Origin of the sequence: Lactobacillus sp. ESL0259, from assembly GCF_003693045.1 — a bacterium.
Taxonomy (GTDB): Bacteria; Bacillota; Bacilli; order Lactobacillales; family Lactobacillaceae; genus Lactobacillus; species Lactobacillus melliventris.
In genome coordinates this window covers 245,769-265,797 of the sequence record NZ_REHP01000005.1, presented here as the reverse complement: position 1 = coordinate 265,797, position 20,029 = coordinate 245,769, and the positions used below count along the sequence as shown (strand labels likewise).

Sequence of the window (20,029 nt, the reverse complement as noted above, 5' to 3'; positions counted from 1 at the left end):
TTGAGTAAGAGGTCGAAATTTGTAACTAAGTGGGCTAATAAATAGGTGTATGAGAAAAAATGAAATTCTCTAAGAGGAGGAAATAAGCTTATAAAGTAGAGGACTTTCTATTATCTCCAAACCAATTGACAATATTCGTAGAAGCCAAAAAATACACAACCCTATTTAAGTAATCGAGTTGTGTACCAGTTTTTTAGCAGTGAAAATTAGTCTTCAAGTTCTATTTAGATAGTGATTTCTTTTAAAATCAAATTGCATCTAAAATTTAATTCTACATACTAAACAGGACATCACATATTTGAAATCAAATAACATTCCAGAAATCATTTTTAAAAATTAGATTTTTTGACAAATTTATTTTTACCTACAATATAAAATTTCCGATTCTTCATTATAATTGGATTACCATATGTATTTATGGTAGAACCCTTTTTGAGAATTTTCTTACCCTTCCGCTCACCATATTGATTATAAACATAAGAATTATGTTTTAGTTTGAGTTGTGTGCCGTCAATATTACCGGCAGCTATAAACAACCCATCTTCAAGCTCATAGTAGTTTCTATTATTAATCACTCTTTGACCAGTAACACCAACAACAGAGCCTGCATTGACAATTAACCTATTAGCACGAGTACCATTTTCATCGTATAAATACGCGTTATGCATGACGGTTTTCTCTGTAACATCCGAATCTACAAGAACAGTAGATGTAACACTATTTAACAAGGTAAAATTTAGGGCTTTGACAAAGCGATTTTTAGCAATAATATAATACTTTTTACCCTTTATTGTGACGGGTGAACCATAGGTTTTGACAATTCTGCCTTTTTTAAAGGTACCATACTTTTTAATTCTATGACCATATTGATTATAAATATAACTATTATGATCTAGTTTTCTTTCAACAGGCTCAACGTTAGTAACAGCAACATAGTACTTTTTATTATCTTTTTTGTCGATTACAATATAAAAATTCCGTTTATTAATACTTAATTTACCATAAGTGGTTAATACTGAATCAATACCCAAAATAATACCGTTTGCACGGTTGCCTTTTTCATTATAAATATAAGCATTATGCATTAAAGTTACATCAGTACCAATTAAAGGATTCACATTATTTGAATTTTCATCATTAGGCTCAATGGGTAAACTTGGAAGACTAGGTTTAGTTCCTGAACCAGTCTGATCTGATACCACATTAATAGTTGCTATACGGCTAATTTTTAGACCATCTTGATCAACAAAACTATAGGTTACATTGTATTTACCTACTTTAGTGGGATCAACGCGACCTGTTACCTCAATTTGGTCAAAGTCTAACGGCGTACCATCTGTATTCGTTGCACTAACAAAATTGTCTTCAGCTGACCATTTGGCATTAGGACCAGCTACTAGAATGCTATCCTTAACTCTCAGGTCAGTTTTACTAGTTTTACTTACCAATACATTAATAGTTTTGGTTACTGTATTGCCATCACTGTCAGTGACCGAAAGAGTCACAGGAAACGTTCCTGTTTGATTGCTTGCTATTGCACTAGTCAATTCAGAATCATCCTTAACGGTGATCTTGCTTGTTATATTTCCATCCTCTAGGTCATTTGCAGTATCTTTTTCAAGCAACCAAGCATTTAAATCTGTTACTTTATTTTCAATTTTATAAATTTTGTCACTGGCAAATAATTTTGGTATAAAACCTTTATTGTTAGTATTTTGAAAAACACCCATAGCTGTGTTTAAAGAATGTTGGACGTTTGTCATGAAATCGGAATAGTATTTCCCACTTAATTCATACCGACCTTTAAGATCAGGAGTATACGGAACAACAGCCAATATTCCCCAGCCAAAAGAAATATCATCAGGAATATAAATTTTAACAGTTTGTGGGTTAATTGGTTCCACAACCCACCCTAACTGTGATAAAGTAACAAATTTCTTTGATTTATTGGGATAATTTCCGACTTGTTCAGTAATATAAATACCGTCTGGAGACAATTTTGCACCAGGGCCAGTAACTGTTAGTTCAATAACCCTTCCTTTATAATCTTTTTCTCTATTTGCATTATAACCGGGGTCAAGAATAACATTAAAAATCATTGAGCGATCATTTGGAATATAATATCCAATGCTATTCGAATCCTTTTTAATATAATTATTTTCAATACCAGGATAACGGTAAGGATAATTGTCCAGTATTAGTCTGTTATTGTCATACGGGATACCTCCACCGCTGCCACCATTATCAGTTCTTTTCTTTGTATTGAACTTTGAACCTCCATTAATAGTGAGCACTTTATTATCGAAAGTTGCTGCAATTTGGACATCGTTGTGATCAGTATTAGTAGTATGTAAATTAATAATAAAATGAATATCAGCATTTTTGTCAACATCAACGTCAAACGTAAATATAATAATATGAGAATCCTTATCAATAGACAACTTTCCATATTTTTCATTGGCATTTAGTTGAACGTTATCCCAATCTATGGCTTCTGGTTGCGAAATTTTAAAGACAAGCTTCGTTCCTTTACTTATAACTGCATCTTTATTCACAATGACATTTAATTCAATTGTCCCATCACCAACAAAAGTATATCCATTGCTGAAATCAGTTTTTATACTAACACCATCTTGATCAGAAATATTTTCTTTGTCACCAAGCAAATTTCCTTTACTATTTTTTTTAAACTGAATATTGCTGTATTCGGTAGTTTTGCTTGTTGATTTTAAGTTTGTTGTTTTATTTTTTTGAATATTACTTGCCGGTCTATCTTTGTAATTACTTGAAATACTGCTTGCTTGAACCTTATTGTGATTAAAAGTTAGCAACAATCCTAAAGCTCCCGCTGTAGTAATACTACCTTTTATAATTTTTCTAGCTGACTGAAAATCTTGTTTCTTCAATACTACTATCTCCTTTAAATTTTTTACTAAATTTACTTGGAATATTTGGAATATAAAGTAAGATTAACTTTTGAATTGAAAATGATGACATTTTATGTGAAACATATCCTTTAGTATATTTGTATGAGTAATAACAAATATACCGATAAACTATCCCACTTTTATAATTCTTTCAATATTTTCTCTAAACAATGAGTTTATGACTATTCTATTTTTAAAATTTATATTCACCGCCTTAGTTACTAATAATTATTTAACAAAACCTTGGAAATTAAAAACTGCTATAAGAAATATATTATAATCAATATTATCTTTATTCAAAATACTATATTGATATGTAGTTAATCAACTATACATACATATTTAATTATAACACAAATTTTAAAAAATAATTATTTTTATCCTTAACTCTGTTATTATAAACAAATATATTTAAAAGATCAAATCCCATATTATTGGCAAATTATCTTATTAAAATTATTATTATTCGATAATTTTTTGTTATTTAATTTTTATAGTTAAACTGGTTAATTTCAAAATTATAAGCTGGCTATTAGCTATAAACTTTAATTATATTAAAGTTTGAATTAACATTTAAGAATAACTCAAAAAGTACTTTAAGCCAAGTAATTAAGACCATAAAATTTAAGAGAGAACATAAGAAAAATATTAATAAATAAGTTAACGTAATATTTATTATTAAAAATCCCAATATTATATACTAGATAAATTGTCAAGAAAATTGTCCAAGAATAGTTTTAAAATTCGGAATTTAATTTATACACCTACAATAATAATGAAGAAGTCTCCCCTCTTTAAAATGTGATTTTGTATAAAAATAATCTGATGAATTATTAGTTTAGACTTATTTCTGATAGAAATTTGGAGATATTCTTGTATTTAACTTTTCACTAATCAGGATGCCAGAATGCCAGGATGTCAAATGTGTGCTGCAACTCTATATTTTTTGGACGAAATGATAACGTGAAATTACTCAAATATGTTAATAAATTCCGTATAACATTATTTCTAAAGAGAGTTTACATAATATAAAGCTGTTTTCCAATCAAGATTGTAAATAATTCAGTCAACAGAAAGGGAGCCTTAACGTGACCCACCTTATTTATATTTAGTAATTTAAAAATGCTCTAAAAAGTTTAATCACTTAAAAACTAGTTTTGGCTTTAAAATATTTAGCAATCATACTAATTTTTATGCCCGATCCACATTTGGTTTGGGTACAAAATAAGTTAAACAACCTACATTCTTTTTCAATTGTAATAACTAGTGTGAAAGCACTAGGACAATCCAACTTTGGTTTTTCCCTATTGATTATAAAAGGGATGCCCATTTTGTTCACCCCTCTGAATAACGCATAAAAAGTGTGCAGTGACAAAATACGCTATAAATCAGCATTTTTGACGGTTTTTGTTAAATAAATATCCTAGTAAATGCTAGGATTTGCTAGGATTAATTCTTTTTAACTAGTTGAAATAGACACATAATATTTTCGATTAAAGCCTGAAAAAACTTGAACATTTTTATTAAAGCTATTGTGAAAGACGATCACTATTTTATTAGCTTAACGAAAGGTTCTATACTTATCTACTTTTGATATGTAGCAAAGTTTTTCATAAATTCATTTATAGCTATCTGTTTCAGCTCCCAATACCTAGTTTTACCATAGCCCATTTTTTTCATGACTTCTTTATTAGTATGGTCAAATAAATAAACACCAGTAAGAATTTTCTTTGATTTAATAGAACATGCTTGAATAGCTTTGCCCACACACCAAGTCACGTTCTCGGCAAATGCTATTTCTTCTGTAACTATTGTCTTATCCATTGTAGTAAGGTTATCTACCTTATCAGCTGTTAAATCAGTTTTATATCTGGCTGAGTGCGCCACAAACATATCTAAATCTTGCTTAAGAAATACTTTTAGATATTCCGTCACTTCCATAGGGATGGTTCCCTCCTTACATGTCCTTTTCTACCTCAAAAGATCTAATTTATTTACGCTAATTGCAAAGACAATTACTTATTCTATAAAAAAAGAAAAATTTGTACCGATTTTGCAGTTTCAAACAAAAAAGAAAGTCCAAAATAAACTTTCTTAAGGTAAATAAACTATAAATTATTAAATCTCTGAACACTTGCTATTATAGCACTTTTCAGTATTTAACTATACCAATTTTAGGATATTTTGACTAATCCACCATTGCCAAAAATTTTGCACCGAATTTTGCACCTATTGGGCTAATTTCAGTTAATTTCAAAAAATGGCAAAAAATAAAAATGCCTTAGTACCAACACTTCAAGCGAATTGAAACTAAGACAAATTACAAAAATTGGGATATCCGGGCTCGAACCGAAACATGCAGGAACCAGAAACCTGTGCCTTACCATTTGGCTATATCCCAGTGTTAAATCACCCGCACGAGAATTGAACTCGTAACTCCACCTTGAGAGGGTGGCGTCTTAACCATTTGACCAGCGGGCAAAATCAACAGTAATTATTATGCTTGAAGATACACGTAATGTCAAGTAGTTTTCACGCTTTAGCGGTAAAAATTATCGAACTATTCTTTTGACAATCGCATCATCATTTTCAGTTGACTACCAGTAGCCACAATTTCTCAAAATTAATTTGAGAATTGTATATAATAGAGTAAGATACTTTTACTAAAGGATAGTTTTTATGATTGACTACTCAAACACCCAAAACTTAATCGAATCAATGGTCACGGAGCGCATTGTACCGGGTGTGAATTATGCTTTTATTAAAGATGAACAGGTTTTTACTTCAACCATTGGCTTTGCGAGTACTTACCCCAAGGTGACGCAACTGAGTCCGTTTGCCATTTATGATTTAGCCAGTTTAACCAAAGTGCTTATCACAGAAAATATTTTGCTTAAGCTATTTCAAGACGGACAACTCAATTTTACCGAGCCATTGCACGATTTTATTCCAGATTTCCAAGATGAGCGCGTACGTCTTTTTCATCTGCTGACTCACACCAGTGGAATAAGGGGCTGGATTAAAAATCGGGATCAATTATCTCGCGACGAGTTAATCGATGCTATCATCCATTTGCCTGTAACAGAAGAATTTGAACATAAAATGCGTTACGCAGATACCAATTTTATCCTTTTAGGTTTAGCTATCAAAAAAATATTGGGTAAACCAGTTCAAGAAGTTGGTCAAAAAATAATAATCGAGCCCGCTGGACTCAAAAATACGACTTTTAGACCTGAAAAAGACTTATGTGTTCCCACTGCAGTTTATCAAGGAAGAGTTTTACAAGGAATTCCTCATGATCCAAAAGCACGCCAATTAGGAAGTGATTGTGGCTCAGCCGGTCTGTTCTCTTCTATGAACGATTTGGTTAAGTTAAGTAAAGGATATTTGGGCCTGGATAAAAGTATATTGCCTTATAGTCAAAACTTAGTCGCAAAGCTATTCGACAATAAAAATCCCCAAGGCTTAAAGCCTCGTTCATGGGGTTGGGACCTACGCTTTGATCCAGAGTTGCACTACCCCTTAATTCTTCATACGGGATTTACTGGAGTTCTGATGCTTCTCGATAGAGTTAAAAAATCTGGCTTAATTCTTTTGACCAATCGCATACACCCTACTGGCCATAATCAAGTCTTCTTAACAATGAGAGAAAGAATCATTCAAAGTTTTTTAAAAGAAAATGACCAATAAAAAAGCAGCTTCCATAAGAAGCTGTTTTTTAACACTTTTTACGATTAGGCCAAAAATGATAGACTAGATCTACTACCGCTTGAGCAAGCATCCCGCCAGCCATCCAGTACATTCCCATCATCATATTGCCTGTAAAGGTAAAGTAAGCAGTAATAGCGTATACTACTACCCACAAAACTTTAAAAAATAAGTTATCACACATCATTTGTAAAAAACTCCCTTCAATTTACTTAGAATTATACCGTTTTTAACGTAAAAAAGGGGGTTATTTCAAGTTATTTAATCACATTAAAGCTCAAGTTTCATTATGATCTGCCATAATTGTTATTAATTCAAAATGTTTACATTCGTAAGCATTAACGAACTTTTTTTAAAAAATTTCTTTGATAAAAACTTTTCGATCATTTTTGTGAGTTATGTAATTTAATTGCTTTTTCAACTATCAAAAAGGACTTCAAAATCACTATTCTAAAGTCCTTTTATTTGTTATTCAAAATAATTAGAAACTGTAATAAATGCACACGATTGTGGCATTAGTTCCAAGTTAATCTTGCCATCTTGCATTTTTAGGCTTTCCGCTTTTAATTGTGAAGCAGCACGCAATTCTTTAACTTGCTCATTGTTAACATAGGTTGGTTCTCCCATCTCCTGCCACAATTTCTTCGGATTAGCATGGTTTTCATCAATTCTGTTAATTTCACAAGTACCACTAATTGTTTTGTCCAGATTTATTTCCAATTGTTCTGTTTTTATTGGCTCTTTTGGCACATTATGATTATATGCGACGATTTGCAAATCTTTACCTTTTTGAACAGCTAAAATTTCTGCAGTAGCATTATTATTATCTTCAACTTTTATTCTTTGATCACCGAGATTGTGGAATATTTCAAATAATCTAAAAACAGGTTTTTCTATACCATCAACTGTTTGCAGACCAAAGCCGCCGTGAAATACACCTGGCTTTTGGGATTCTTCTTCAAAAATGTCTGAGAATGCCCAATAATCATAACCTTCAACCAGGCCATCATTATCAGCCAAAGTTTTGGCAACCATTGCTGCTCCATAAGGAGTATCATGAGCGGAATCGCCGACCATCGCTGAAACGCTCCATTCTGTATAAAATAGTGGGTAGTTTTGAGCTTCTTCTCTTGTCTTCGAAGTCATAACTTTAAGTATTCCTCGAGGATAATCTTGTGGAACTCCATTACTCTTTTTAAAGAATTCGTCAATATCCATGCCACTTTCCCACAACGGATCATCTGTTGGATAATGATGTGTTGAAATAAAGTCCAGCGGTAAATTATTTTTCTGACAAAAGTCTATCATATCTGGTATCCAGGAATTGTAAGATGTGGCAGGACCACCAAAGCGAAGCTTTTCATCAATCTTCTTAGCAGTTCTTACTGTTATTTCATATAAGTGGAAGTAATCTTCTTTGGTACCTGAGAAAAAGCGCGATAAATTTGGTTCATTCCAAACTTCAAAGTACCATGATTCAACCTCATCCTTACCATAGCGCTCAAGAATATGCTCTATGAATCTAGTAATTAGTTCTTCCCAGGCCTTATCGGATTTAGGCATAGAATTATTGCCACCATAAGGAAAGATTTGATTCTGTTTTGAAGCTAAACAGCTGGGCATAAAGCTTAATTCTACAAATGGCTTCATGCCAATTTTTAGTAGAAAATCATAAATTTTATCGATATTAACAAAATTATAGGTGATGCCTTGTGATTTGCCCGTAAAATCAAAGTTCTCAATGCAAACACTCATTTCATCGTCGAACAAACCATGAAAACGGACAAATTTAATACCCATATCCTGATGTACTTTTGTTAATTGCTCTTGATAATCTGCTCTTAATGCGGTATAAGCGTGACTGCTGCCAACACACATTTCCCAATAGTGTGGAAATGGCGTCTTTGAATTTGAATTAATCTTAAAATCTAGCATTCTAATTTTTTCCTTCCATTTTTTCAAAATCACTGACTGCAGGCAGTTTAAGAGCAAAATTATTTTCTAACCACTTGGCACATAAATTGGTCCATTGATTAACAACAGGAGAAATTTGAGATTTAGAACCAGCAGCAGCTTGTGAAGCCAAGCTTAGACCATGAGTACCTCGATCAAAAACATGAATTTCATACGAAATATTATTTTGGGCTAAAATGGAAGCCAATTCCAGTGAGTGAAGCGGATTAACTAGAGGGTCAGTTGCAGTTGTCCATATGAAAAATGGTGGTGTTTCACTATCAACATGATCAACTGGGCTAAGTTTGGTTTCAAGCTCTTTATCTGGAATTTCTGTCCCACAGGTAACAATGTTTGAAGCTGTCATAAAGTGGTAGTCCGTAGGGTTATTTTTTCTCTTTTCAAGATCGGCATCTAAAAGATGATAGTCAGTGATGGGATAACCAAGAATACCAAAGGCTGGCCGTAAATCATTTTTGTCTACGCCTAAATAATCTGTAAGAACTGGCTCATTAAATTCTGTGGAATAAAGAGCGGCAACATGTCCACCAGCTGAAAAACCGCATACACCAATTCTTTCGGTATCAACGTGCCACTTTGAAGCATTTTTTCTGATCAACAACATGGCCTCACCGAGTTCTCTTATCTGCTTCGGATAAATCGTATTTTCCTTCTTGGGCAAAGTCTTTAACAAATCTGACATTTCTAATGTATCTGAGAAGTATGTAGTATATCTTAAAACAAAAGCGTGATAGCCAAGCGAGGCAAAATACATGGCAATTGGTTCAGCTTCGCGATCAGAGCAAGTGAAGAAGCCTCCACCAGGGCAAATTATGACTGCTGGTCTACTCTTGCCATTTAAAGTTTCTATTGAGTCGTCTAAAACATATGTTGTCAGCGATGCAGATTGATTTTCTTTACCTAAAAATATTTTTTTGATTTTCATTTTAATCTTCTCCTTTTTCATTACTTTGTTGTTTTTATACTCGACTACCGAATCTGGTAATAAACAATACACCTGCAGTCACAACTGATACAGCTATGCCAGCCATAAATGAATCGTGGCCTGGTGCAATCTTTACAGCTGCTAGTAACATTGGCACAATCATGCCAGCTACGGAACCAAGTAAAGTAGTGATTGAAACTGCTAATGGAAATTGCTTTTGATCAGTTAAAATTGACATTTCATAGGGGGCTGTGGCGTTAACAAGCACGCCCGAAAAGGCGTTGCCAATGATGTGCAAAACAACGTTAGATGAGAACACAATGCAGATAAAAGATAGAGCAAATTCATACTCAAGATGCCTATGGCCTTAGAAATTTGTTTTTTAGTCATAAAAGTCACATTCATTTTCTTAATCAAAATCCACATTAAGTTTAGGCAAAACACTTTCTTCGTGTTTTACAATCACAACTGCTTTACCAGAAAAAAGTTTAATTTTACTTAAAGAATATTCGCTGTTATCAGAAGGGTTGCCATTAGTCAATCCGATGATCTGACCATTATTTGCTTTAATTTGCAACGAACTATTATCATCGGGAACAAAGTAATTTTGTCCATCAATTGCCTTTAACTCAAATAAAGTACAGTTTTTGCCCCGGTACAAAATAGCAGTATTTACTTTACTAATTTTGTCACTGGTTTCCTTTTTATCTTCAAGCGCAAGCTTATCTTTCACGTATCCTTTAGCTAAAAGTTCTCCAGGTTCATATTTAATCTGCCAATTACATTCATAGTTTTTAACGGCTTTTTTGCCTAAACTTTTATGATTGACAAATAATTCCACCTCATCCAAGTTTGAAAAGACTCTGACTTCGGTTTGACCATTTTCAATTGTTAAATCAGTTTTATTCCAAGAAGGCATAAGATGAAGTACCGGCTGATCTTGCCACTGAGCCTGATAATAATAGAAATAATCCTTAGGCAAGCCACCTAAATCCATAATTCCAAATTGAGAACTAATACCCGGCCAACCAAAAGGTGACGGTTCACCATAATAATCAAAGGCGGTCCACAAAAATACACCACCCATATATTCATGTTTATGCAGGTAAGACATCACAGTTTCAGGACGTGCAGTCCCGCCTACTCCCGGATCTCCCGGCTTTCTTTTCCCTGGTAAAACCATTGAATATAAAGAGCCAAAATTATTAGTGTGACAGTTTTCAGCGTCGTCTTTGTAAATACCACGTGTTGAAAAGTACGATGCGTTTTCAGTACACATCATTGGTAAGTTCGGATGACTTTGATGAATAAGTTCAGCTCCTTCACCCATTACACCTGCTTCAGGATAATTGACTCCTAATATGTCAAAATACTTGATGTAATCATCATTTACTTTTCCCTCTGGATTTAACAATTCTGCAGAAATTAATAATGTATCAGGAGATAAATAACGAATAATCTCTGTGATCTTTTTTACTGAACGACAACCATATTCTGTATTGCCGATAATCTCTTCATTGGCAATTGACCAAAATGAGATGCATACATGGGATCGACTTTGCTTTACCATTCTAGTCAAATTTCTTAATCGCCAAGGTGTAGCCTCTAAAAGACGGTTTTCATCAATTAAAATTATTCCCAAGCGATCACATGCGTTTAATAACTCTTTTGAAGCAAAGTGGTGTGAACTCCTAAGCGCATTAACACCCATTTCCTTTAGCCTTTTGATTTTAAAATCAATAATATCTTGATTTAAAGCTATGCCAACCCCACCAAAATCCTGATGCTCACATACACCTTTCAACAGATAAAGTTTGCCATTCAAATGAAAACCATTGACATCATAGTTGACTGTTTTAATACCAAAAGTTTGTTTTAAAGAGTCATTTTCAATTTCCAATCTTGCTTGGTATAAATTAGGATGCTCAGGCGACCATAATTTTGGTTCTTTTATCTCAAATGCTTTGTTAAACCGTCTGACTGACTGAGATTGTATTGTCACAGTCGCAAAATCAATTTGAGTCGTTTGATTTATTGTGAGTTTTGGCGTGACAGAAATAGGGTGATTTAAATCATTTTTGACAACAAAGCTGACCAACATTTTTGCATTTTGATCATTTATTTTCGTTGTCCTAAAGTAAAACTCATCGCTTTCTAAATGGACTAAATCTCTGACTTCAAGCCAAACATTCTTATAGATTCCGGCTCCTTCATACCACCACCCTTCGGAACCGGTTGTTGTATCGGTACGCACGAGAATAACATTATTCCCATCGCTAGCGAATCTAATTATTTGTGAAACATCATAGTCTATCTCTACATAGCCACTGTCATTGTGTCCCAAATAACAGCCATTAAACCAAATATCACTTGACCCCATAATGCCATCAAAATGTAACAGATACTCCCTATCTTCTGATGAATCTGCTGCAAGTTTAAAAGTCTTGCGGTAATAGGCTATTCGATCAAGTTTAGAACCGGTCATCAACGTATTCGGATCATTTTGATATGGTTCACGTCTTTTCCAATCATCAGGTATATTAATTTCCTGCCACGTTTTATCCAAAGACTTAATAAAATCTGTACCAGCCAAATTCTGTAAACCTTTATCGGGATCACCATTAGAAATTAAGTTTAAGAAGTGATTACCTCCCGGACCAACTGGAATAATACTGCCAGTTTCATTTTCAAGTGGAGCCGTTAACCCACCAAAAGCATACGATTTTTTTGCTAATAATTTTGGTTTTTGGATTTCACCCAAATGAAATTTCCAGTTATAATTTAAAGAAATGGATTCGTTCATATTAGCCTCCTTTTTTACTTTTCAATATGATTATAAGCGCTTTCATAGACTAATCAGATATACTTTTTAGTCCTAAATTTAACAAAATTAGTGTTAGGAGAAAAAATGAACCGTAGAATTTATATGTCTTACAATGCTATTCAAAAATACTTATCTTTTTGCTTTTTTAAAAGACATCAAAAAATTTCTTTATTAGATGCAATTTTGCATTTATACCAAAAAGGTGATTTTTCATATGAAGTGCCTAAAACTCCAAATTCTTTAAACAAGTCTCATGATATTTTTTCACTTTATGAATGTTTAAAAAATTTAACTGTTGACGTAACTCCAATTATCCATAAGCCCCAACAGTTGTACAAAAACGTGTCAGAATCTTATTTCATATTTGCAGAAAAAGACGCTAAAATTTTACAACAATTTCAAAATGAACTGGTCCACTTCCATAAACATGATTATTTTGAAATAGATCTTGTTTTAAAAGGAAAAACAAATTTTTTTACTGATAATTCAGTCTTTACCTTGCACAAAGGTGACTTAGTAATAATTTCACCCGGTACTTCTCATAAAGTCGAAGTCATTGAGAGTAGTATTGTTATTTGCATTGTGATGAAGAAAAGTACTTTTGATAATTCATTTTTTAATTTAATAGAAGCTGATAACATACTAGCGGATTTTTTTAACAAATGTCTCTATAGTTCTACAGAAAACTATTTAACTTTTAACGTTCAAATCACAGAGAAAATTTTAGAAATAATCAAAAATATATTCATTGAATCTTATTCTTCCTTACCACAATCAAATGCGATTTGTTGTGATTATATTTCTATTTTATTATCATATGCTTTACGCGGGTTAAGCGAGTCAAATAATTTTAAAACTTATGATAATGATCTGACCAATAGATTTGCTAAAATCATTAATACCATTAAAGTTAATAGTGATACTGTCAAGCTAAAGGATTTAGCCCAACAATATAATTATGATAAAGCGTACTTAGGAAAGTTGATTTCTAAAAAAACAGGTCATTCTTTTAACTATTTACGCAACTATTACCGTATACAAAAAAGTTGTAACTTACTGAAATATACCGATGACAGTATCAATAGCATCAGCGAACAAGTTGGCTACAGTTCAGTCAACAGCTTTGAAAGAAGTTTTCAAACTATACTCCACCTCACACCCAGCGCATATCGGAGAAGTTTTTAGAAAGACTGCATTTTTATACTTAGAAAATCAAGTCATTTAATATTTATAAAGCAAAAATTAATTTAGTTGAATTTATTAGTTTAAATTTTGTAATAATAACTATACAACTAGAATAAAGTCAGTATTATTCTATCATAATATTGATACATAGTTATTATTAGCTAAAGCTATTCTTTTAAGCTTTGAAAAAAGACTGGGTAAGGCTTAACCAGTTTCAATTAAAAATAAGTATATGAATTCTGGATTTTTTTACTAGTAGTAACGACTATTAAATTTCAAATAGGATAAACCTTTAGTTAGGTTTTCTAACCTATAAATTAATTATATGTTGTATCTCTAATATGTATAAACAACTGTATTTTATTTTTTTGCATAAAAAAGTAAATAGTTTCTGACTATTTACTTACAAAAATATCTTAATTTTTTCCTTTAAAAATTCTAAACTTTGATTTTACTTCTTATTTTTTCCATCTGTTTCCTTTGCTTCTTCATCTAAAATAGTCTTGTCATATGCCTTAATGAATGGCATACAAATGAATATATCTAAAATAAATAATACTACTTCTAAAATTGCGAGTGAAAAACTGCCATTAATAATTCCCGTAAAGCCCAAAGGAACATTAGTTACTAGTATTCCAGCATAACGTGCAACTATTCCTGTTTTGATTACATAGTATCCAATAAAAGCGTTTAAAGCAGGTACAATAATATAAGGAACTGCTAAGACTGGATTAAATATAATTGGAAAGCCGAAATTCATTGGCTCTGAAATGCCAAAAAGTGCAGGTACAATAGCTATTTTACTTGCTGTTCTCATTCGCTTTGAACGGGCAAAAATTAAAACAGCTATAGCAAAAGCAGGATAAAATACTGCGACTGTAAGACTATAATTAAAGGTAAAACCAATAATGTTAGGAATTGATTTACCTGCAGCATAGGCAGCTTGATTAACAGCATCTAATTGAAACAAGATAGTACCTAAAATTGATTCCACAAATCCCGGGTGAATACCAAAAACCCAAAGCAATTGCACTACTATGTTAATTAAAACGATTGACCAAATATTATTTCCAATAATTGCGTTTAAAGGAGTTTGCAATAAGTAATAAATCAAATCAAATGCCGATTTAAATGGAGTAGCCAAAAAAATCATTCTGAGAACAAAGGCTACAAATGCAATTACGAAACCAGGAATTAAAGCGCTAAATGAATTTGAAACATATGGTGGCGTTCCTTTTGGCATTTTAATTGTCCAATTGTGATCATTAACAACAAATTTATATAACTTCACTACAATCCAGGAGCCAATTATAGCAGTGATCATTCCTGCTGGTCCTAAATAGTCGTAAGTAAGATAAGCAACTGCTCCTTTTTTCATTAAATATGTTGGTAGTAAAATTAAATAAAACATTATTGATAACAATCCAATATGTTTATACTTCACATCATACTCATCGGCAAAACTGGAAGCGCAAGTAAATGCAACTAATACTCCCAAAAAATTAGTTGTTGAATTAGTTATCATAGATAATGATGCAGCAACACCTGTACTTTGAATAAAACTCTGCCAAGCAGGAATTCGTAGTCCATTAAAAAGACTTGCAAAAGCGCCAACTACTATCAATGGGAAAGTTCCCATTACACCGTTTGATAGTCCTTGTATTACTTTATTTTTGCTTACTTTATCACTTAGTTTACCCAACTTAATAGATATTTCATTATTCATTTTACTCCTCCAAGTTTTCTCCATTAGTAGCAATCACCTTTTTATACCAATAAAAGGACTTCTTAGGTATTCTTCTTAAATCCCCTTCTCCTTCATCGTCCAAATTAACATAAATTAATCCGTATCTTTTTCTCATTTCTCCTGTTCCAGCACTAACTAAATCAATTGCACTCCACACTTCATAGCCAAAGACATCGACACCATCTTTATTAACAGCATCTTTCAATGCTTGAATATGAGCCTTCAAATAATTTATACGGTAATCGTCATTAATTTCACCGTTTTGAAAGTTATCTTCCGTACCTAAACCATTTTCAACAACGATTAACGGTTTTTGATACCTCATGTAAAGAAATCGTAGGGACATTCTTAAACCTATGGGGTCAATTTCCCAGCCCCATTTTGTGGCTTTTAAATATGGATTTTTAATTCCAAAAACAACATTTCCTGAAGATTTATCTGATGCTTTAGTAGAGTCTTCAGTTACTAAGGAAGAATAATAACTAAAGCTGACAAAATCTACAGTGCCCTTTTTTAAAGTTTCTAAATCATTTTCAGTAATGTCTAACATTAAATTCTCTTCATTGAATTTATTTATAACTTTCTGGGGATATTTTCCAAATACCTGTATATCCCCAGCTTCCAAAACAGAATCTTCCATGTCAAATGAAGCTTTGATATCCAATGGATCACAAGTTTTGGGATAAACGATTGGAAAAAGTATCATATTTCCTACTGAATTTTTAGGATTAATTTTATGACACTCGATTACAGCTCGTGCACTAGCTACTAGTTGGTAATGTAAAGCCTGATAGATCACTTGATCACGATTTTCATCATTTTTTATTACTATTCCTGCAGGATTCCAAGGATTTCCGGAAATAGCATTTATTTCATTAAATGTCAGCCAGTAATGAACGTCATTTTTATATTCTTGAAAAACCGTTTTTGCATAATTAACAAAAAATTTTATAAGTTTCCTATTTCTCCAAGAATGGTATTTTTTAACTAAATTTAATGGCATTTCATAGTGAGATAACGTCACTATGGGTTCTATATTATATTTATGCAACTCATTAAAAACATCATGATAAAACTTCAGTCCTTCTTCATTAGCCTTATTTTCATCACCATTGGGAAAAATTCGTGACCAAGCAATAGACATCCTATAAGACTTGAATCCCATTTCGGCAAATAACTCGATGTCTTCCTTATAATGATGATAAAAGTCAATCCCTAAGTGACTAGGATATTTCTCCCCGTTTTCAACTGTATCAGTAACTATTCTTTTCTTATGCAGTGAACCTTGAGTCAAAACATCAGCCGTACTCAATCCTTTACCATCTAAATCAAAAGCACCTTCAATTTGATTAGCAGCAGTTGAGCCACCCCATAAAAAATTTTTCTTCAACATTGTTATACTCACATTCATTTTTTAATTTTGTCTTATTACTATTAATCTGAGATTAGTTATTGCAATTATCGTCAGAAATTTTTATTAGCACAGTTTAGAAAACATCTTCTAGTATTTATTTTGCAAATATCATCATAAACTCTTTTATTAACTGAATAGATATACTTATTAGTGTCAAATTTAACAAAATTAGTAGTTTGTGAAAAATTAATTGTTCGTAGATTTAAAATTAAAATTTTCAATAACACCCAAATATTTAATTATTCGATACTAATTCTATTTCACATCACAAAAGTTTTTATATGAATGAATATATTCTTCTATGTGAGCTTTTCAATTTATCATTCACATCACTCTTCTTTCTTTATTAAAATTAAAGCGCTTTAATTTTAATAAAGTATATGATTGTTATAGTAGGCAAACAATATGCAAAAGCTAGACAAATTATGTTGATTTCACAGATTTTATTAAAAAAGAAGACATAAAAAAATACCATTATCTGGTATTAGAACGGTATTTTGCTGGAGAAATGCCAAAATATTGTTTGAAAATTTTATAAAAATAGGATGCATTTTCATATCCCACTCTCGTGGCAATCTTTTCAATCGAAACCTTAGTGTATGTCAGATATTTTGCTGCTACATTCACTCTTTGCAGCTGGACTAACTTAATAAATGACAAACCAGTTTCATTTTTTAAATAATCTGATAAATAATTAGGATTAAAGCCAAAATGCTGCGCCATCTGATCCAATGTGATCTTAGAATAATTTTTTTCAATATACAGTAGCAAAGAAAGTAAATTATTGTTTTTCTTTTTTGAGTCAGTGACCGATGCTTCTCGATAATATGTTTTTCGTATTAGCAAGGAAAACATAGTCAGCATTTCCAATTTGATAATCTGATCTGATTGTATTCGAGCACCATAATATTCATCAATGATATCGTATATGACAGCAGTAATTTTAGGATCATGATCAATCTCGAATAAACTGTATCGTCCTTCACCATGATCTTCATCTGACAATAAAGAAAAAAGTAAACTTGAAATTGAAATGCCTTTTCCTTTTGATTGCAAAAAATCCAGTTCGTTCAAAGAAAAAGCAGATGTACGCAATTCAATATTTAAAACTACACCATTTTTGCTAATCGGTTCCACTTTGTGAGGTGTTTTGACACCTACAAAAATCATATTATCCTGCTTAACTTTAATACGTTCATGTTCAGTTACTAAGACACAGTTACCCACCAAGGGAACGTTAATTTCTACATAATCATGTATATGAAATGGAATATATGATTCTACGGGTTGAACTGATATTGTAATTGAACTACTGTTTAGCACTAAGTTATCAGAATAAGTATTGAAGAATTCGTAAACAGGTTCACTATTAATATGACCAGCAACTTTTAATTTGAAATCACCATTTTTAAAATCTTGCAACATTGTATTCCAATCTCGAAAGCTATTATTCTGACGTAACATTTGAATTATTTTTTCGTGCATTTTGATACCTTTAAGCTTATGAAAAAGATTCTGTGAAATAAACAGTTTTATTATGTAATTTAACAATAGTTTACCTTTTTACATTAAGTTAAAATGAAGAACAAAGCAAGACATTTCAGAATTTGGGAGGAAAATAATGACAGATCTAACAAAAAAGCCTTATAACTTATCGAGCGCAGAAATTGATTTTATCAAAAACAAAGTGGCAAATATGCCACTTTCTGCTAAAATAGGACAACTTTTCTTTGTAATTGGTGAGGATGAAGACAACACTGACTTAACAGAGTTTGTTAAAAAATATCAACCAGGTGGCATCATGTACCGGCCTGATAAAGCCCAAAAATTGCAACATGAAATAGCAGTATCTCAAAAAGCAAGTGCAACTCCCCTGTTCATTGCTGCTAATTTGGAAGCTGGCGGCAATGGTTTATTAACTGAAGGCACATGGTTTGGCAGACCCTTACAGGTTGCCGCTACGGATGACGAACAGAATGCATATAATTTGGGTGATGTATCAGGCTATGAAGCAAAACAAGTTGGCGGCAACATGTCTTTTGCACCAATTGTTGATTTAGACCAAAACTTCCGCAACCCGATCATGAATGTGCGCACATATGGTAGTAGCGAAGAGCGTGTTATCAGAATGTCTGATTCACAAATCAAAGGTCTTAAGGCTAATCATGTTATTCCTGTAGCTAAACACTTTCCTGGGGATGGCGTTGATGAACGCGACCAACACCTCTTGAGCTCAATTAACTCCCTACCCGCTGACAAATGGATGGAATCTTACGGGCAAATCTATCATCATTTAATTCAAAATGGTCTGCCTGCTGTCATGATTGCCCACATTATGCAACCAGCTTGGGAACGTCGCTTACAACCTGGTATTGAAGATAAGGATTTACGTCCTGCATCTACTTCCAAATTGCTAATTGATGGCCTTTTGCGCACTGTTTTGCATTTTAATGGTCTCACAATAACTGATGCCACACCAATGATCGGATACAATGCAATTTTGCCACGTTCAGAAGCCTTACCTGCAACCATTAATGCGGGTATCGACATGATCTTATTCAACAAGGATATCGATGAAGACTATCAATTTGTGACTGACGCAGTCAAAAGTGGCAAGATTTCTATGGCAAGAGTAGACGAAGCTGTTACCAGAATAATTGCAACTAAAATTGCACAAGGCGTAATGAATAAAGAAAATAACCTTTGCGAACCCGCATCGCAAGAAATTAATTTAAAGTTAGCTGAACACGAAAAACTGGCCGCCAAAGTAGCACAAGAATCTGTTACTTTAGTTAAAGATCGTGACAAACTGCTACCGATTACACCAGAAAAATATCCTCGTGTTCGTTTAGTCGTTTTAGGTGATACAGACGATGGTGGTTTTAAGGAAGGCGGTAAAGTAACCGCAAAATTTAAAGAGAAACTGACAGAAAAGGGATTCAAAGTTACAGTTTTTGATCGGAAAAATCTTAATTTTAAAGAGGTTTTCGAAGGCGGAGTGCAATATGAAAAAGATCAATTTGACCTGGCATTTTATGTTGCTAACGTTGAAACGGCAAGTAATCAAACGACAACAAGACTTGATTGGATTCATCTAATGGCAGCAGACGCTCCGTGGTTTATGAAGGACATTCCTACTGTTTTTGTTTCCACTTGTAATCCCTATCACCTATTCGATATTCCAATGGTTTCAACTTATATTAATGCTTATACAGGCAATGATGTCACAATTGATGCTCTTCTGGAAAAAATGATGGGAAATGATAAATTTAGTGGACATAGTCCTGTTGATCCTTTCTGTGGCCGCTTTGAGACTCACTTATAA

Annotated in this window: 13 protein-coding genes and 2 tRNA genes; 3 read left to right on the top strand and 12 right to left on the bottom strand. The window is 32.7% G+C overall.

Annotation, left to right across the window (positions count from 1 at the left end; all coding sequences use genetic code 11):
- Positions 1–329: 329 nt before the first annotated feature.
- From F5ESL0259_RS03505 to F5ESL0259_RS03485, 4 genes are all read right to left on the bottom strand, one after another.
- Positions 330–2,906 carry an SLAP domain-containing protein gene (locus tag F5ESL0259_RS03505; RefSeq protein ID WP_122037494.1) on the bottom strand — a complete coding sequence of 859 codons (2,577 nt, stop codon included), beginning with the start codon at positions 2,904–2,906 and terminating at the stop codon, positions 330–332.
- Between the two features lie 1,605 nt (positions 2,907–4,511).
- Entirely contained in the window at positions 4,512–4,868 is a 357-nt protein-coding gene (locus tag F5ESL0259_RS03495) for a hypothetical protein (RefSeq protein ID WP_122037492.1), read from the bottom strand.
- A 388-nt stretch (positions 4,869–5,256) separates the two neighbouring features.
- Positions 5,257–5,328 (bottom strand) — tRNA-Gln (locus F5ESL0259_RS03490).
- An 8-nt stretch (positions 5,329–5,336) separates the two neighbouring features.
- A tRNA-Glu gene (locus F5ESL0259_RS03485) sits at positions 5,337–5,408 on the bottom strand.
- Positions 5,409–5,606: 198 nt separating this feature from the next.
- On the opposite strand from F5ESL0259_RS03485, the gene F5ESL0259_RS03480 reads away from it, so the two are divergent.
- Entirely contained in the window at positions 5,607–6,617 is a 1,011-nt protein-coding gene (locus tag F5ESL0259_RS03480; RefSeq protein ID WP_122037491.1) for a serine hydrolase, read from the top strand.
- Positions 6,618–6,645: 28 nt separating this feature from the next.
- On the opposite strand, the gene F5ESL0259_RS08990 is transcribed toward F5ESL0259_RS03480, so the two are convergent.
- From F5ESL0259_RS08990 to F5ESL0259_RS03460, 5 genes are all read right to left on the bottom strand, one after another.
- Positions 6,646–6,822 (bottom strand): hypothetical protein, encoded by a 177-nt coding sequence (locus tag F5ESL0259_RS08990; protein ID WP_167334237.1) that lies wholly within the window; start codon positions 6,820–6,822, stop codon positions 6,646–6,648.
- 281 nt (positions 6,823–7,103) lie between these two features.
- Positions 7,104–8,570, bottom strand: a complete 1,467-nt coding sequence (locus F5ESL0259_RS03475; RefSeq protein WP_122037490.1) for a beta-xylosidase — start codon at positions 8,568–8,570, stop codon at positions 7,104–7,106.
- Position 8,571: 1 nt separating this feature from the next.
- On the bottom strand, positions 8,572–9,534 hold the full coding sequence (locus F5ESL0259_RS03470) for an alpha/beta hydrolase (RefSeq protein WP_158595992.1): 963 nt from the start codon (positions 9,532–9,534) through the stop codon (positions 8,572–8,574).
- Between the two features lie 34 nt (positions 9,535–9,568).
- Positions 9,569–9,853 (bottom strand): hypothetical protein, encoded by a 285-nt coding sequence (locus F5ESL0259_RS03465; protein ID WP_122037488.1) that lies wholly within the window; start codon positions 9,851–9,853, stop codon positions 9,569–9,571.
- Between the two features lie 90 nt (positions 9,854–9,943).
- Positions 9,944–12,337 (bottom strand): DUF4982 domain-containing protein, encoded by a 2,394-nt coding sequence (locus F5ESL0259_RS03460; RefSeq protein WP_122037487.1) that lies wholly within the window; start codon positions 12,335–12,337, stop codon positions 9,944–9,946.
- 105 nt (positions 12,338–12,442) lie between these two features.
- Here F5ESL0259_RS03460 and F5ESL0259_RS03455 point away from each other — a divergent pair, with 105 nt between their 5' ends.
- Positions 12,443–13,543 carry a helix-turn-helix domain-containing protein gene (locus tag F5ESL0259_RS03455; RefSeq protein ID WP_122037486.1) on the top strand — a complete coding sequence of 367 codons (1,101 nt, stop codon included), beginning with the start codon at positions 12,443–12,445 and terminating at the stop codon, positions 13,541–13,543.
- A gap of 451 nt (positions 13,544–13,994) precedes the next feature.
- On the opposite strand, the gene F5ESL0259_RS03450 is transcribed toward F5ESL0259_RS03455, so the two are convergent.
- The 3 genes from F5ESL0259_RS03450 to F5ESL0259_RS03440 form a co-directional block, all read right to left on the bottom strand.
- Positions 13,995–15,269, bottom strand: coding sequence for a PTS sugar transporter subunit IIC (locus tag F5ESL0259_RS03450; RefSeq protein ID WP_158595990.1), 1,275 nt, complete (start codon positions 15,267–15,269; stop codon positions 13,995–13,997).
- A gap of 1 nt (position 15,270) precedes the next feature.
- The gene (locus tag F5ESL0259_RS03445; RefSeq protein ID WP_122037484.1) at positions 15,271–16,683 is read right to left on the bottom strand and encodes a glycoside hydrolase family 1 protein; all 1,413 of its coding nucleotides are present in this window, start codon (positions 16,681–16,683) and stop codon (positions 15,271–15,273) included.
- A 495-nt stretch (positions 16,684–17,178) separates the two neighbouring features.
- A complete protein-coding gene (locus F5ESL0259_RS03440) occupies positions 17,179–18,189 on the bottom strand; it encodes a helix-turn-helix domain-containing protein (protein WP_122037483.1) in 1,011 nt (336 codons plus the stop codon).
- 136 nt (positions 18,190–18,325) lie between these two features.
- Between F5ESL0259_RS03440 and F5ESL0259_RS03435 the strand changes: the two genes are divergently transcribed.
- Entirely contained in the window at positions 18,326–20,029 is a 1,704-nt protein-coding gene (locus tag F5ESL0259_RS03435) for a glycoside hydrolase family 3 protein (RefSeq protein ID WP_122037482.1), read from the top strand.

What these genes read in the sequence shown, in the direction of transcription:
- F5ESL0259_RS03495 (WP_122037492.1), bottom strand. Translation starts at nt 4,868, where the DNA reads ATGGAAGTGACGGAATATCTAAAAGTATTTCTTAAGCAAGATTTAGAT.
- F5ESL0259_RS03455 (WP_122037486.1), top strand. Translation starts at nt 12,443, where the DNA reads ATGAACCGTAGAATTTATATGTCTTACAATGCTATTCAAAAATACTTA.
- F5ESL0259_RS03480 (WP_122037491.1), top strand. Translation starts at nt 5,607, where the DNA reads ATGATTGACTACTCAAACACCCAAAACTTAATCGAATCAATGGTCACG.
- F5ESL0259_RS03435 (WP_122037482.1), top strand. Translation starts at nt 18,326, where the DNA reads ATGACAGATCTAACAAAAAAGCCTTATAACTTATCGAGCGCAGAAATT.
- F5ESL0259_RS03460 (WP_122037487.1), bottom strand. Translation starts at nt 12,337, where the DNA reads ATGAACGAATCCATTTCTTTAAATTATAACTGGAAATTTCATTTGGGT.
- F5ESL0259_RS08990 (WP_167334237.1), bottom strand. Translation starts at nt 6,822, where the DNA reads ATGATGTGTGATAACTTATTTTTTAAAGTTTTGTGGGTAGTAGTATAC.
- F5ESL0259_RS03440 (WP_122037483.1), bottom strand. Translation starts at nt 18,189, where the DNA reads ATGCACGAAAAAATAATTCAAATGTTACGTCAGAATAATAGCTTTCGA.
- F5ESL0259_RS03450 (WP_158595990.1), bottom strand. Translation starts at nt 15,269, where the DNA reads ATGAATAATGAAATATCTATTAAGTTGGGTAAACTAAGTGATAAAGTA.
- F5ESL0259_RS03475 (WP_122037490.1), bottom strand. Translation starts at nt 8,570, where the DNA reads ATGCTAGATTTTAAGATTAATTCAAATTCAAAGACGCCATTTCCACAC.
- F5ESL0259_RS03445 (WP_122037484.1), bottom strand. Translation starts at nt 16,683, where the DNA reads ATGTTGAAGAAAAATTTTTTATGGGGTGGCTCAACTGCTGCTAATCAA.
- F5ESL0259_RS03470 (WP_158595992.1), bottom strand. Translation starts at nt 9,534, where the DNA reads ATGAAAATCAAAAAAATATTTTTAGGTAAAGAAAATCAATCTGCATCG.